This is a genomic window from Burkholderia sp. AU45251, assembly GCF_030482905.1.
Lineage (GTDB): Bacteria > Pseudomonadota > Gammaproteobacteria > Burkholderiales > Burkholderiaceae > Burkholderia > Burkholderia aenigmatica.
The window spans coordinates 1-13,876 of the sequence record NZ_JAUJQH010000007.1 but is presented as its reverse complement, the minus strand read 5'-3'; the positions used below and the strand labels follow the sequence as shown (position 1 = coordinate 13,876).

At 67.2% G+C, this 13,876-nt stretch carries 14 protein-coding genes and 1 pseudogene; 11 read left to right on the top strand and 4 right to left on the bottom strand.

What is annotated here, in order from left to right:
• Nucleotides 1-20: 20 nt before the first annotated feature.
• On the bottom strand, nt 21-407 hold the full coding sequence (locus tag QZM67_RS16375) for a nuclear transport factor 2 family protein (RefSeq protein WP_301804863.1): 387 nt from the start codon (nt 405-407) through the stop codon (nt 21-23).
• A gap of 439 nt (nt 408-846) precedes the next feature.
• Between QZM67_RS16375 and QZM67_RS16370 the strand changes: the two genes are divergently transcribed.
• The 6 genes and pseudogenes from QZM67_RS16370 to QZM67_RS16345 all read left to right on the top strand — a co-directional run bounded on the left by QZM67_RS16370 (nt 847) and on the right by QZM67_RS16345 (nt 6,152).
• Complete coding sequence (locus tag QZM67_RS16370) at nt 847-2,070, top strand: MFS transporter (RefSeq protein WP_301804861.1); 1,224 nt, start codon at nt 847-849, stop codon at nt 2,068-2,070.
• On the top strand, nt 2,067-2,351 hold the full coding sequence (locus QZM67_RS16365) for a hypothetical protein (protein WP_301804859.1): 285 nt from the start codon (nt 2,067-2,069) through the stop codon (nt 2,349-2,351). Before QZM67_RS16370 ends, QZM67_RS16365 begins: the two co-directional genes overlap by 4 nt.
• Nucleotides 2,348-2,854, top strand: a complete 507-nt coding sequence (locus QZM67_RS16360; RefSeq protein ID WP_301804857.1) for a disulfide bond formation protein B — start codon at nt 2,348-2,350, stop codon at nt 2,852-2,854. The genes QZM67_RS16365 and QZM67_RS16360 overlap by 4 nt, the downstream gene beginning before the upstream one ends.
• Before the next feature lie 82 nt (nt 2,855-2,936).
• Nucleotides 2,937-3,395: pseudogene (locus QZM67_RS16355) on the top strand (hypothetical protein); the annotation flags it as partial.
• A gap of 242 nt (nt 3,396-3,637) precedes the next feature.
• Nucleotides 3,638-4,762 (top strand): M14-type cytosolic carboxypeptidase, encoded by a 1,125-nt coding sequence (locus QZM67_RS16350; RefSeq protein WP_301804856.1) that lies wholly within the window; start codon nt 3,638-3,640, stop codon nt 4,760-4,762.
• A gap of 337 nt (nt 4,763-5,099) precedes the next feature.
• The gene (locus tag QZM67_RS16345) at nt 5,100-6,152 is read left to right on the top strand and encodes a LacI family DNA-binding transcriptional regulator (RefSeq protein ID WP_301804853.1); all 1,053 of its coding nucleotides are present in this window, start codon (nt 5,100-5,102) and stop codon (nt 6,150-6,152) included.
• 14 nt (nt 6,153-6,166) lie between these two features.
• On the opposite strand, the gene QZM67_RS16340 is transcribed toward QZM67_RS16345, so the two are convergent.
• Nucleotides 6,167-8,008 (bottom strand): IlvD/Edd family dehydratase, encoded by a 1,842-nt coding sequence (locus tag QZM67_RS16340; RefSeq protein WP_301804851.1) that lies wholly within the window; start codon nt 8,006-8,008, stop codon nt 6,167-6,169.
• A gap of 38 nt (nt 8,009-8,046) precedes the next feature.
• A complete protein-coding gene (locus QZM67_RS16335) occupies nt 8,047-9,006 on the bottom strand; it encodes a 2-hydroxyacid dehydrogenase (RefSeq protein WP_301804849.1) in 960 nt (319 codons plus the stop codon).
• A gap of 220 nt (nt 9,007-9,226) precedes the next feature.
• Between QZM67_RS16335 and QZM67_RS16330 the strand changes: the two genes are divergently transcribed.
• The 5 genes from QZM67_RS16330 (at nt 9,227) to QZM67_RS16310 (ending at nt 13,566) form a co-directional block, all read left to right on the top strand.
• Nucleotides 9,227-10,633, top strand: a complete 1,407-nt coding sequence (locus tag QZM67_RS16330) for an MFS transporter (RefSeq protein ID WP_301804847.1) — start codon at nt 9,227-9,229, stop codon at nt 10,631-10,633.
• Between the two features lie 57 nt (nt 10,634-10,690).
• Nucleotides 10,691-11,461, top strand: coding sequence for an SDR family oxidoreductase (locus QZM67_RS16325; protein WP_301804845.1), 771 nt, complete (start codon nt 10,691-10,693; stop codon nt 11,459-11,461).
• Between the two features lie 43 nt (nt 11,462-11,504).
• Nucleotides 11,505-12,362: a fumarylacetoacetate hydrolase family protein gene (locus tag QZM67_RS16320; RefSeq protein ID WP_301804843.1), complete on the top strand. Its 858-nt coding sequence runs from the start codon at nt 11,505-11,507 to the stop codon at nt 12,360-12,362.
• Nucleotides 12,363-12,452: 90 nt separating this feature from the next.
• The gene (locus QZM67_RS16315; protein ID WP_301804842.1) at nt 12,453-13,208 is read left to right on the top strand and encodes an SDR family oxidoreductase; all 756 of its coding nucleotides are present in this window, start codon (nt 12,453-12,455) and stop codon (nt 13,206-13,208) included.
• 19 nt (nt 13,209-13,227) lie between these two features.
• Nucleotides 13,228-13,566: a hypothetical protein gene (locus tag QZM67_RS16310; RefSeq protein WP_301804841.1), complete on the top strand. Its 339-nt coding sequence runs from the start codon at nt 13,228-13,230 to the stop codon at nt 13,564-13,566.
• A gap of 155 nt (nt 13,567-13,721) precedes the next feature.
• Here QZM67_RS16310 and QZM67_RS16305 read toward each other — a convergent pair.
• On the bottom strand, nt 13,722-13,876 hold a 155-nt coding region (locus tag QZM67_RS16305), incomplete at its 5' end, for a hypothetical protein (protein WP_301805345.1).

Genomic DNA, 13,876 nt, shown 5'->3' with positions numbered 1-13,876 from the left:
GATAGGCATCCTGCGGGCGGTCAGGCGAACGCTGCCACGGCGGCGGCCGTGTCCTCGAAGATCCGATAGTGGCGAATCACGTTGCCTTCGATTTGTGCAACGACGGCGAAGTCGCTCTTGAAGATCCGCCCCGTCTTGCGCACGCGATGCTGCATGTAACCGTACGCGAACACATAGTCGCCGGCTTCGGCCCATTCGCGGATCTCGAACCGCTCGGTCTCGAACTGCTCGGCCAGCGTGCCGAGCAGGCGTTCGACACCGCCCTTGCCGACGAAGCGCCCGTAGATCGGCAGGCTCTCGGGGCCCTGCGGCTCGAACACCGTCGCGTCGTCGATGACCGCGAGCGCGCCCGATACGTCACGGGCGCCGACCTTCGAGAAGAACTGTTCCAGCGGATTGAGTGCCATACGAACCTCCATGATCGATTAATGGCAAGCGGGATTGTCGAGACCGGCCCCCGCCGCGACGCCGGTATGTCGCCATGCCGACGGCCAGGATTCGAACCCGCGCGAGCGTGCCGTCGACATGCGCCCAGCCGGCCGCGTCGACAGGCGGGAGTGGGCTGCGTGTGATGGTATGAAAGGGGCGGCCGCAACCGTTAGCGCTTTTGTCCCAACGCATCGACGATCCGTTTCTGTGCGCTCGTCCGCACCGCGCGCCGTGTGGGTGGGACGCACAGTCCATCCATTGAGACGCACCGGCTAACCGTTGCGCATCGCACTCGGTACATTTCCCTCCATCGTTGACTTCGCCGCGCGGGCCACCTCATGCGCGTTGCCGTTTCCCGGGGGAGGTCAGCACCACCCCGCCCGCTTTCTTCATGCCGGTTCGCCAGCCGTCACCATCATGAGTCTCGAACAACTGTCTCCGCTACAGCGCGCCCCGCAGCCCCTCGCGGTAGCCCATGCCACGCTGACGCGTCCGGTCGCGCTGCTGTTCGCGACGACGGCGGGATTCGCCGTCGCCAACGTCTACTACGCGCAGCCGTTGCTCGACACGCTCGCGCACCAGTTCGACATCTCGCGCGCCGCAATCGGCGGCATCATGACGATCACGAGCGTCTGCTACGGGCTCGGCCTCCTGCTCCTCGTTCCGCTCGGCGATCTGTGGGATCGGCGCCGGATGATCCTGATCCAGACTGTCGTCTGCGCGCTCGCGCTGCTGGCAATCGCCACGGCCACGCGCACCTCCGTGCTGTTCGCCGGCATGGCGCTGATCGGCTTTCTGAGCGTTGTCACGCAGGTGCTCGTGTCATTCGCGGCAGGGCTCGCCGAACCGGCGGAACGCGGACAGGTCGTCGGCACGGTGACGAGCGGCATCGTGCTCGGCATTCTGCTCGCGCGTACGTTCTCGGGCGCGATCGCCGACCTCGCGGGATGGCGCGCGGTGTATTTCACGTCGGCCGGCGTGATGCTGCTGCTTGCCGTCGTCCTGTCGCGCGTCCTCCCGCTTCATCGTCTTCCGGGTGTTGCCGAGCCGTATCCGCGCTTGATCGCGTCGGTCTTTGCACTTTTCGCGCAGGAGCGCGTGCTGCGCGTGCGCGCCTTCATCGCCTTCCTGCATTTCGCGGCCGCGATGACGCTCTGGACGCCGATGGTGCTGCCGCTCAGCGCGCCGCCGCTGTCGCTGTCGCATACGGAGATCGGGCTGTTCGGGCTCGCGGGTGCGGCAGGCGCGCTCGGCGCCGCACGCGCCGGCCGCCTCGCCGATCGCGGCTTGGCGCAATGGACCTCCGGCATCGGGCTCGCGCTGATGCTCGTGTCATGGCTGCCCACGGCGCTCGTGATGCATTCGCTCGCGGCACTCGTCGTGGGCGTCATCGCGTTCGACCTCGGCCTGCAAGCGGTGCACGTGACCAACCAGAGCCTGATCTACGGCGTGCGTCCCGATGCACGCAGCCGCCTGACGGCCGGCTACATGCTGTTCTATGCCGCAGGCTGCGCGTCCGGCTCGATCGCGTCGACCTGCGTGTATGCGCGCTTCGGCTGGGCCGGCGTCTGTATGCTCGGCGCCGCGTTCAGTGCAACCGCGCTGTTGTTCTGGTATGCGACGCTGCGCCCGCGCGCGTGACGTCCGTTTCGTTCCTCCACCCAACCTTCATCGACAGCATGGATGCCAAACACTTAGACGACCTCGTCGGCATTGAAGCGGGTCTGCAACGGCCCCTCGATCACGCGCTCGACGCGCCGAACCACATCGACGAGCACACGGCCGCGCTCGCCGGCGACTGGCTGACGAGCGAGCATGACCCGCGCCCGACGGTGGGCATCGACAGCGCCGCCCCCGATCTCGAGCGCGCTGTCGACCGCATGCTCGAGTCGCCGTTCAGCGCACCCGGAGCACTGCGATGAGCCCGCCGACCCGCGCCGCGCGCGCGGAGCGGTGGATGCTGCTGGCAATCGGCACGGCCAGCATCGCGCTCGTCGCCGGCGCACTGGGGATCCAGCTGGTGTGGCACGAGGATCCGTGCCCGCTGTGCATCATCCAGCGCTATCTGTTCCTGCTCATCGCACTATTCGCCTTCGTGGCGGCGGCAGGCGGACGCCGCGTCGCGTGGCTACGTGCACTCTCGCTGGCCACGGCACTGGCAGGCGCGGCGGTCGCCGTGCGGCATATCTATGTGCAGGCTCACCCGGGATTCAGTTGCGGCTTCGATGCGTTGCAGCCGGTGGTCGACAGTCTGCCGCCAGCGCACTGGCTGCCGCTGGTCTTCAAGGTGAGCGGGTTGTGCGAAACACCGACTCCCCCGATTCTCGGGCTGTCATTGCCGATGTGGGCGTTGGCGGGGTTCGCCGCGATTGCGGCAGCGCTCGGCTGGCGGATACGCGCACAAGCGGTCATCCGCACCGCCTGATTCCTCCACGTGACGTGTGGACGCGCGGCGTACTCGAGCAATACCCGTGTCCGCACACCGCTGTCAACAACACCATCACATTCAAAGCCTCGCGCTGCTGCGCTGCTCGAAGGCGCAGTGCGATCTCGAGATCGACGTGCGCGAAATCGCCGGCGTCGACGGCGTGCAGGTCAAGAAGCTGCCGTGCCGGTTCGCCGCGCTCGAACGCAAGGCCGACGACGCTCTACTGGGGTGCGCGCGACAAGAAGGACATCGATCTCGGCGAGTTCGCCGGGCAGTGGGCACGCGCAAGATCCCGAACTTCAAGTACGTGCCGGTGCTCTCCGAGCCGAGCGCCTGGGATCAGTGGTCGGGCCGCATGGGCATCGTCCATCGCGCGGTGATCGAGGACCTGCCCGATCTGTTGGGTCGCCAGGTGTATGCGTGCGGCGCGCCGGTGATGGTCGAATCCGCGCAGCGCGATTTTATGCAGCACCATCGGTTACCTGGCGGCGAATTTGTTGCTGATGCGTTCACGACATCCACGCCGATGTACTTGTGATGTGTTCGAGGTGTCGGTCAGGGCCGCAAATGGAATTTATGAAGAGGTGGACTGCCGAGCGTCCGATGTGACGTGGCAGTGGGTGCCCTCAATGCGACAACAACGACTTGGGGAGGTCGATCGAACATTGTGTAAAAGGCCGCCGCGTCCCAATATTGATCCGCTGTTTCTTGCAAGGCGACTCAAATATCATGCTTGATTCGCGGAATCCCGCCTTTTATCACTGTACAAGGACCGGTCCCATGCACATCGACACCGACTTCGAAGCCGCCGCGATCGACCACGTCGCCGATGCCACCACCGGCTCGCCCTTGCGCTTGCGTCTGCGCAGCGACAACGCGGCCGAATTCACCCAATGGTTCGCCTTCGAGCTGGTCGACGTGCCGTCCGAGGGCATCGACGTACGCATCGAGGGCCTAGCCGGATCGTCCTACCCTAAAGGCTGGGTCGACTACCGCGTCTGCATGCATGCCAACGGCGGCGAGAACGCGGCCTGGTGCCGCCTGCCAACGAACTTCGATGGCGACGCGCTCGCCTTCCACGCGCCCGGCCCCGCCGCGCGTCTGCGCTTCGCCTATTTCCCGACCTTCGACCGCGTCGCTGAGGACAATCTCGTTGCCCAGGCGACGCAAGCAGGCGCGACGCTGGCGACTCTCGGAGTCTCCGCGCTCGGCGAGCCGATCCGCATGCTCTCGTTCGAGGGCCGTGCACCGCGCTCGCGCCTCTGGTTTATGGCCCGTCAGCATCCGGGCGAATCGCAGGGCGGCTATTGCCTGGAGGGCCTCGTGCAGGCACTGTGCGGCGAACTGCGTCCCGTCTGGGAGATCGGTGGCCACGCAGTGCACGTCGTCGTCAATGTCAATCCGGACGGTGTGCGCCTGGGCAACCTGCGAACGAACGCGCGCGGCGCCAACCTCAATCGCTGCTGGGACCGCGAGTATCCGGACGCGCCCGAGACGGCCGCCGTGCGCCGGCGCATGCAAGCGCTCGGGCTCGACCTGCTCGTCGACTTCCATGGCGACGAGGTTCTGCCCCACGTCTTCTCGGTGGGCGCTGACGGTAGCCCCGCTTGGACGCCACGCTTGCAGGTCTTGCGCCGCGCGTTCGACGAAGAACTGCTGCGACGCTCCCCCGTCTTCCAGACTGCGCGTGGCTATTCCGTCGACCGACCTGATCATGCGAGCCCGAAGAAGTGCATCCCGTGGGTCGCGGAGCAATTCGACGCGCTGGCGATGACCATCGAGTTGCCGTTCAAAGAGAGCGCTGACCGCCCACGGGACGATGCCGACGCCGCTGCATACGCCCGCACGTTCGGACGGGCCGTGCTCGAGACCGCCTTGGCGCTTGCGCCGTCCTTGCGGCCCTGAGGCCCTTCTCGCGTTCCGTGGGGCATATGGGCACCCTCGGTTTGCCGAGCTTTCATTTGCGCGACGGCTTGAAGGTCGGGATTGCGGCTGCGCCCGGACTCTGATTCCGGTACAGGCCGGCTGTCCCTCAGGCCTCCTCTGATCTTCGCTGAACACCAGAACCATTCGTGTGAAGCCGGTATTAAAATCGAAGCTTTGGGGTACGTTCGCACTACGCACCGGAGAGCCATCTTATGGGCGACGGTGCCGGTCGACCCGTCACCCACCGTGTTACGGCGCTTCCACGATCATGAGTTCAAACAGCGATTTCGCACCGGAACCCGGCGTTCCGGTTCGCATGGCGGACGTTGCCCGGATGGCCGGCGTGTCCAAGATGTCGGTTTCCCGAGTTCTTACGGGGCAGCAAGTGAGCGACGCCATCCGTGCCCGCGTCATGGATGCGGTCAGGAAGACCGGCTATGTCGCGGATGCGGCGGCGGGCGCGCTGTCGTCCGGCCGCAGCAACATCGTCGCGGTGTTCGTGCCGTCGCTGTCGAGCTCGAACTTCGCGGAGACGGTGCGCGGCATCAACGATGCCATCGAGCCGCGCAACCTCCGGCTGCTGCTCGCGGACACCGAATACCAGACCGACCGCGAGGAATCGCTGATCCGCTCGCTGCTGAGCCACCAGCCGCGCGGCGTCGTGCTGACGGGCGGCCATCACACGCCGGAAGCGCGCAACCTGCTGAAGCAGGCGCAGATTCCCGTGGTCGAAACCTGGGAGCTGCCGCGTCATCCGATCGATCGTGTCGTCGGCTTCTCGAACGCGGATGCGGCGGCCGCGATGACGCGCTACCTGTACGAACGCGGCTACCGCCGGATCGGCTTCATCGGCAGCGCGTCGCGGCTGGACCTGCGCGGCGTCGCGCGGCGCAACGGCTACCTGGCCGCGGTCAGGAAGGCCGGATTGCACACGCCGCGCGAAATCGCCCGGACGGAATGGACGACCGACATGACGCACGGCGTCGCGATGGGTCACGGCGGCGACGTGCTGAACCGGCTCCTCGACGCGTGGCCGGACACCGACGCGATCATGTGCACCAGCGACATTCACGCATTCGGCGCCATCATGGCGTGCCACCGCCGCGGGCTGAGCGTGCCGCGCGACGTCGCGATCGCCGGCTTCGGCGACTTCGAGGTGTCGCGTCACTGCTATCCGACGATCACGACCGTATCGGTCGACGCCTACGGCATCGGCCATTCGGCGGGCGAGTCGCTGCTCGCGGCGATCGACGCATCGGAGCCGCCGACGCCGTCGCGCCGCGAAATCGCGTCGGCGCCGCAAGCGCGGCGCGACGCGCCGTCGCTCATTCGCATCCCGTACGAAGTGATCGCACGCGAAAGCGCCTGACTTGACGTCGCCCGTCAGTGGTTGTGACGCGACTCGCCGCGCGACGCGACGATGTCCAGATACAGCGTCGCCGGCTCGAGGCACGCTCCCGTGCCGTGCTGCCCCACCATGCTGCGATAGATTTCCTCCCACGGCGTCTTGTGCTGCAGCGGCCGGGGCACGTACGCGGCGCGGCGCTCGGCCATCTCCTCCGGCGAGATCAGCACGTTCACCCGGCAGGCCGTCAGGTCGATCCGCAACCGGTCGCCGGTCTTCAGCAGCGCGAGATTGCCACCGACGGCCGCCTCCGGCGATACGTTGAGGATCGACGGCGTCGCGCAGGTGCCGCTCTGCCGGCCGTCGCCGAGCGTCGGCAACTGCGTGATCCCCTGCTTGATCAGCGCGGCGGGCGGCTGCATGTTGACCACCTCCGCGCCGCCCGGAAACCCGACCGGCCCGCAGTTGCGAATCACCAGCACCGAACGCTCGTCGATTCCGAGCGACGGATCGTCGATGCGCGCGTGGTAGTCCTCCGGCCCCTCGAACACGATCGCGCGCCCCTCGAACACGTTCGGATGCGCAGGATCGGACAGGAAGCGCCGGCGGAAAGCCTCGTCGATCACGCTGATCTTCATCACCGCGCTGTCGAACAGGTTGCCCGACATCACGACATAGCCGGCCGCCGGCTTGAGCGGCCGGTCGTAGGCGCGGATGACCTCGCGATCCGGCTCGGCGACACCGGCGAGATCCTCTCCGAGCGTGCGCCCCGTCACCGTGCGCACCCCGGTGTCGAGCCGGCCCGCATCGCGTAGCTCGCGCATCACCGCGGGCACCCCGCCCGCACGATGGAACGCCTCGCCGAGAAAGCGGCCTGCCGGCTGACAGTCGACCAGCAGCGGAATGTCGGGGCCGAGCCGTTGCCAGTCGTCGAGCGTATGGTCGACGCCCATGTGCCGCGCGATCGCGACCATGTGGATCGGACAGTTCGACGATGCACCGAGCGCCGCGGCGGCCACGACGGCATTCTCGAACGCTCCCTTGGTCATGATGTCCGACGGACGCAGGTTCTCGGCGACCATGCCGACGATCCGGCGGCCCGTGTGGTAGGCCATCCAGCCGCGCTCGCGGTGCGGCGCGGGAATCGCGGCGCAGCCGGGCAACGACATGCCGAGCGCCTCCGCGAGCGAATTCATCGACAGCGCGGTGCCCATCGTGTTGCAGTGGCCCGCCGACGGCGCGGACGCCGACACTTCGTCCATGAACGCGTCGTAGCCGATCTCGCCGGCCGCGTGGCGCTTGCGGGCATCCCAGATCACGGTGCCGGAGCCGGCCAGCTTGCCCTTCCACCAGCCGTCGAGCATCGGGCCGCCCGACAGCACGATCGCCGGAATGTTGACGGTCGCCGCGGCCATCAAGCAGGCCGGCGTGGTCTTGTCGCAACCGGTCGTCAGCACGACCCCGTCGAGCGGATAGCCGTGCAGGATTTCGACCAGACCGAGATACGCGAGATTGCGGTCGAGCGCCGCGGTCGGCCGCTTGCCGGTTTCCTGGATCGGATGAACCGGAAATTCGAGCGGAATGCCGCCTGCATCGCGAATGCCGTCGCGCACGCGCTGGGCGAGTTCGAGATGATGCCGGTTGCACGGCGCCAGATCGGAGCCGGTCTGCGCGATGCCGATGATCGGCTTGCCGGACTGCAGCTCGTCGCGCGTGATTCCGTAGTTCATGTAGCGCTCGATGTAGAGCGCGGTCATGCCGGGATCCTCGGGATCGTCGAACCAGCGGCGGCTGCGCAGCCGGGGCTGGCCGGCCTTTGCGTCGCCGGCGCTGTCGGCAGCATGGTCGGTGTCGGAAGCGGAACGGGAAGAATGGGTCATGGACGGTTCGATCGAATGAGTGAAGGGAACGGGGCGCGTCATGCCGCCCCGAGATGACCGGTGAATTCGGTCGCGAGCGGCTGGCCGTCGAAGTACGCCCGTAGATTGTCGCGAACGAGCTGCGCCATCGCCGCGCGCGTCTCGATCGTCGCGCTCGCGCGATGCGCCTGCAGCACGACGTTGGGCAGCGTCAGGAGCCGGGCATCGATCGCCGGCTCGTTCCAGAATACGTCGAGCGCGGCGCCGCGGATCCGGCCGTCGAGCAGATAGTCGACAAGGACAGGTTCGTCGACGATGCTGCCGCGCGCGATATTGATGAGGAAGCCGTCCGGTCCCAGCGCGTCGAACACGTCGCGGCCGATCGCGCCGCGGGGAATCCGGTCCGCCGCCGCGCACACCATCAGGAAATCGACGTCGCCGGCCAGCTCGGCCGCGCTCGCATGGAAACGGTAGTCGACGTCGTCGAAGCGCATGCGGTCGTGATAGGCGATCTGCATGTCGAACGCCGCCGCGCGTCGCGCGACCGCGCGGCCCACGCGCCCGAGCCCGATGATCCCGAGCCGCTTGCCGAACATCCTCGACGTCAGCCGGAAGCGTTGCGCGCCCCACGCTCCGGCACGCACGAACGCATCGTTCTGCGCGATGTCGCGAGCGACGGCAAGCATCAGGCCGATGCCAAGATCGGCGACGTCGCCGGTCAGCACGTCCGGCGTATTCGTCACCCGGATGCCGCGGCGCGCCGCCTGCGCGAGATCGATCGCATCGACCCCGACCCCATATGACACGATGATTTGCAAATTCGGCAGCGCATCGATCAGCGCGGCGCTCGCGCCCGACTCGCCGTCCGTCGCGAGCGCCCGGATGCGGGGCCCGACTTCCGCCAGCAACCGCTCGCGGTCCGGCGCATCCGCGAGCACGTGAAGCGAGAACTGCGCTTCCAGCGTCGCCATGTCCGCGTCCGGATACCGGGAAACCACCATCAACTCTTCCTTGTGCATTCGCGTCTCCTCATGTTAGATTTCATTCAACTTGGTTACCGGTAACCAAGTGTAGCCGATGAACGGCGGGTTGGTAAATCGTTCACCATGCCGCCCATCGCAAAATAATTTGACGTACTGACAATACAGACGGTGATTTCGCTGCTGCCCGGCGAGCATCGTGCGTCGCGACGAACGGCGCACGCGCGCCGGGCGGGGCCGAATCCAGGAGACAGAAACCATGACGATTCATCGCGCGGCCGTCACGCCAGCGGCGCCATCCAGCCTGTCCGGCGCGGGTCCGGAAAGCCTGCCTCGCTCCGACGCCGCCACGCCGGTGACACCCCGGCAGCTACGACGCGCGATCCTGACCAGCGCAGTCGGCAGCGCGCTCGAATACTACGATTTCGCGATCTTCGGGCTCGCGACGGCGCTCGTGTTCAGTCATGTCTTCTTCGCGACGCTCGACGCGAACGCCGGCCTGCTCGCGAGCTTCGCCACCTACGGTGTCGGGTTCCTCGCCCGGCCGCTGGGCGGCCTCTTTTTCGGATCGCTCGGCGATCGCAAGGGCCGCAAGCTGGTGCTGCTGCTGACCATCGCGATCATGGGCGTTTCGACCACGCTCGTGGGCCTGCTGCCGGCCGGCCCGCTCGGCGCGATCGGGCTCGTGGTGCTGCGCCTGATCCAGGGCTTCGGCGCCGGCGCCGAGCAGGCAGGCGCATCCACGCTCATGGCCGAAGTCTCGCCGCTACCGCGGCGCGGCTTCTACGCGGCGCTGCCGTTCGTCGGCATCTTCGCCGGATTCGGCATCGCGACGGCGACGTTCAGCGCGCTGCAGCACATGATGGACCCCGCCACGCTGCTCGCGTGGGGCTGGCGCATTCCGTTCCTCTCGAGCGTCGTGCTGATCGCGGTCGCAATCTGGATCCGGCTGCGCCTGCGCGAAAGCCCGGCCTTCGCCGCACTGGAAGGCGAGCGCAAGATCGCGCATTCGCCGATGCGGCTGGTCATGCGCGACGCGCGCCGCCCCGTGATCGCCGCCGTCCTGATGCGGCTCGCCGAACAGGGCGGCTCGACCATCTACACGACGATCGTGATCGCCTTTCTCGGCGGCGCCGTGTCGACACGGCTCGGCGTGCCGCCCGCCGATCTCACGAAGATCGGCACGACCTGCGTGATGATCGCGACCCTCGCCAGCGTCGTCACGACGCCGATGTTCGGCGCGCTGTCCGACCGCTTCGGCCGCAAGACCGTGTATCGCTGGGGCGCGATCTTCATGCTTCTGTGGGCGCTGCCGGCATGGTGGATGATCGGCACCGGCGACCCGCTCTTGATCGCGATCGCGATGTTCGGCGGGCTCGCGCTCGGCTCGAACAGCATGCTCGGCGCGCAGTGCTCGCACTTCGCCGAACTCTTCGGCAATCGCTACCGCTACTCGGGCGTCGCGCTGTCGCGCGAGATCGGCGCGGTGCTGTCCGGCGGCCTCGCGCCGATCCTCGGCGTGTACCTGATCGGGCTCGCGGGCGGCGCGTACTGGGTGATGGGCGCCTATACGGCCGTGCTGTCGGCGCTGACGCTCGTCGGCGTCGCGATGTCGACCGAAACGCGCGGACGCGACCTCACCGATCTGCGGGATGCGATCCGCTGAAGCGCCGGCCGGGAAACGCATCTGCGGCCCCCTTCATTGACCAACGGAAACCCAGGCATGAAAAATCGCGTAGCAGGAAAAACCATCGTCGTCACCGCGGCGGGCAAAGGCATCGGGCGCGCGTCGGCACGGATGCTGGCCGAACAGGGCGCGTACGTGTTCGCGACCGATGTCGACGATGCGGCGCTCGCCGAATTGCAGTCGGATCCGCCCGCGGGCGGCACGCTGCAAACCGCGCGGCTCGACGTGCGGGACACCGCCGCCGTGCAGGCGTTCGCCGACCGGGTCGGCCGGATCGACGGGTTGTTCAATTGCGCGGGCTTCGTACACAACGGCGACATTCTGAAGTGTCCGGAAGAGGACTGGGATTTCGCGTTCGACCTGAACGTGAAATCGATGTATCGAACGATCCGCGCATTCCTGCCCGCGATGCTCGCCGGTGGCCGCGGCGGCTCGATCATCAACATGTCGTCGGCCGCGTCCAGCGTGAAGGGCGTGCCGAACCGCTTCGTCTACGGGGCGTCCAAGGCGGCCGTGATCGGGTTGACGAAGGCCGTCGCGGCCGACTTCGTGGCGGCCGGCGTGCGCTGCAACGCGATCTGCCCCGGCACCGTCGAATCGCCGTCGCTGAATCAGCGGATCGCCAGCCAGGCCGCCGCGTCCGGTCAGGATGCGGCGCAGGTACGCGCCGCGTTCGTCGCGCGCCAGCCGATCGGCCGCGTCGGCCGTGCCGACGAAATCGCCGCGCTCGTCACCTACCTCGCGTCGGACGAGTCGGCGTTCACGACCGGCGCGATTCACATCATCGACGGCGGCTGGTCGAACTGACCGCGCGCCGCCGCCCCTTCACCACCCGTCCATCGGAATTGCCATGAAACTGCTCAGATGGGGGCCGCCCGGCCTCGAGAAACCCGGCCTGCTGGATGCCGAATCGCGCATCCGCGACCTGTCCGGCGTCGTGCCGGACATCACGGCCGACACGTTGTCGCCCGAAGGCCTCGCCGCGCTCGCGAAGCTCGATCCGCTCGCACTGCCCGAAGTCGCGGCCGGCACGCGGGTCGGCGTGCCGGTCGCGCACGTGTCGAAGATCGTCTGCGTCGGCCTGAACTATGCGGATCACGCCGCGGAATCGGGCATGCCGATCCCCGAGGAACCGGTGCTGTTCCTGAAGGCGACCAGCTCGCTGACCGGACCGGACGACGACGTCGTCATTCCGCGCGGTTCTGAAAAGACCGACTGGGAAGTCGAGCTCGGCGTCGTGATCGGCAAACGTGCGTCGTACGTCGACGAAGCCGACGCGCTCGACCACGTCGCCGGCTACTGCATCGTCAACGACGTCTCCGAGCGTGCGTACCAGCTCGAACGCGGCGGACAGTGGGACAAGGGCAAGGGCTGCGACACGTTTTCGCCCGTCGGCCCCTGGCTCGTCACGCGCGATGAAGTGCCGGACCCACAGGCATTGGGGATGTGGCTCGACGTGAACGGCCACCGCTACCAGAACGGCAGCACCGCAACGATGGTGTTCGGCGTCGCGACGCTCGTCAGCTACATCAGCCAGTTCATGACGCTGTTGCCCGGCGACATCGTCAGCACCGGCACGCCGCCCGGCGTCGGGCTCGGCCAGCAGCCGCCCGTCTATCTGAAGGCGGGCGACGAGATGCGGGTCGGCATCGACGGGCTCGGAACGCAGCGCCAGACGACCCGCGCATGGCGCGGCGGGTCACGCTGACGCGCAACGCGGCGGTCGCCCCGTCGGGCAGCACCGTCGCCGTATCGCCCGCCCGGCTGCCGGGCGGGTTTCTTGCACGAGGACACTGAAATGAACGCAAGGATTGCGCTGGTAACGGGCGCGAGTTCCGGCATCGGCAAGAGCGTCGCGCTCGGCCTGCTGCGATCGGGCTACCGTGTCGCGCTCGCGGCGCGCAATGTCGCGAATCTCCAGGGCGTCATCGACGAGGCCGGCGCGGACGCGGCATCGCGCACGCTGGTCGTCGGTTGCGACGTGAGCGATCCAGCGGCCGTCGGCCGTCTGTTCGACACGATCGAAAACCGCTGGGGCCGGCTCGATCTGCTTTTCAACAACGCCGGCATCTTCACGCCGCAGTGTTCGCTCGAGGATCTGCCCTACGAACAATGGACCCAGGCCGTCGACGTCAACCTGACCGGCACGTTTCTCTGCACGCAGGGCGCGTTCAGGCTGATGAGGCGGCAGAGCCCGCGCGGCGGGCGAATCATCAACAACGGCTCGATCTCGGCGCATGCACCGCGCCCGCAGGCCGCCGCCTACACGGCGACCAAGCACGCGATCACGGGGCTCACGAAGGCCGCGTCGCTCGACGGCCGCCGGTACGACATCGCGTGCGGTCAGATCGACATCGGCAACGTCGTCAGCGACATGAGCAGCCTGATGGCGCACGGCACGCTGCAGGCGGACGGCTCGACGCAGGTCGAGCCCCGGATGGGCATGGAAAACGTCGTGCGGGCAGTGCTCTACATGGACAGCCTGCCTCTAGAGGCCAACGTGATGTTCATGACGGTGATGGCCACGCAGATGCCGTTCATCGGCCGCGGCTGAACGCAGCGAGGCGACGATCATGCTCATTCGTCTGGCCTGCTTCAGAGGCAGGATCCGGCCCGGCCGGGAGGCCGACTTCCACCGGCACGTCGACGAGACACTCGTGCCGCTGTGGCAGCGCTTCCCGAACGCCCGCGAGATCCACGTCATGCGACAGCATCATAGCGACGTCGACGATCCGGCGCTGCCGCTCGTGATCGCGATGCATTTCGATAACCAGGCGTCGATCGACGAAGCGCTCGCGTCGCCGGTACGCGTCGAGAGCCAACAAGCTTCACACGTGCTGCTCGACATGTTCGACGGTACCGTGTTCCACACGATATTCGAGATAATTTCGCCCCGTAGAAAATTTCAGTGATCCGCTTTGGGAATCTCGGATCGGTCCGAGATTCCTAAAGCGAACCACCGGGCGCAGGACACTCAGGTTCTGAAGGACATGCCCGGAGATAAGTGAACTCGCACGCCCGGCGCTCGTTGGCCGGGCTGGGTCGGCGCAAGAATCTGACTTGAAGATTACCGGGACTCTTTCCGAGCCCGGGCAATCAGCGCGGCCGTCGACGAATCGTGCTTCGCCGGATCGACCGACTCGGCCGACAGGTCGGCTTCCACCACCTTGCCGAGAATCTTGCCGAGCTCGACGCCCCACTGGTCGAACGGATTGATGTCCC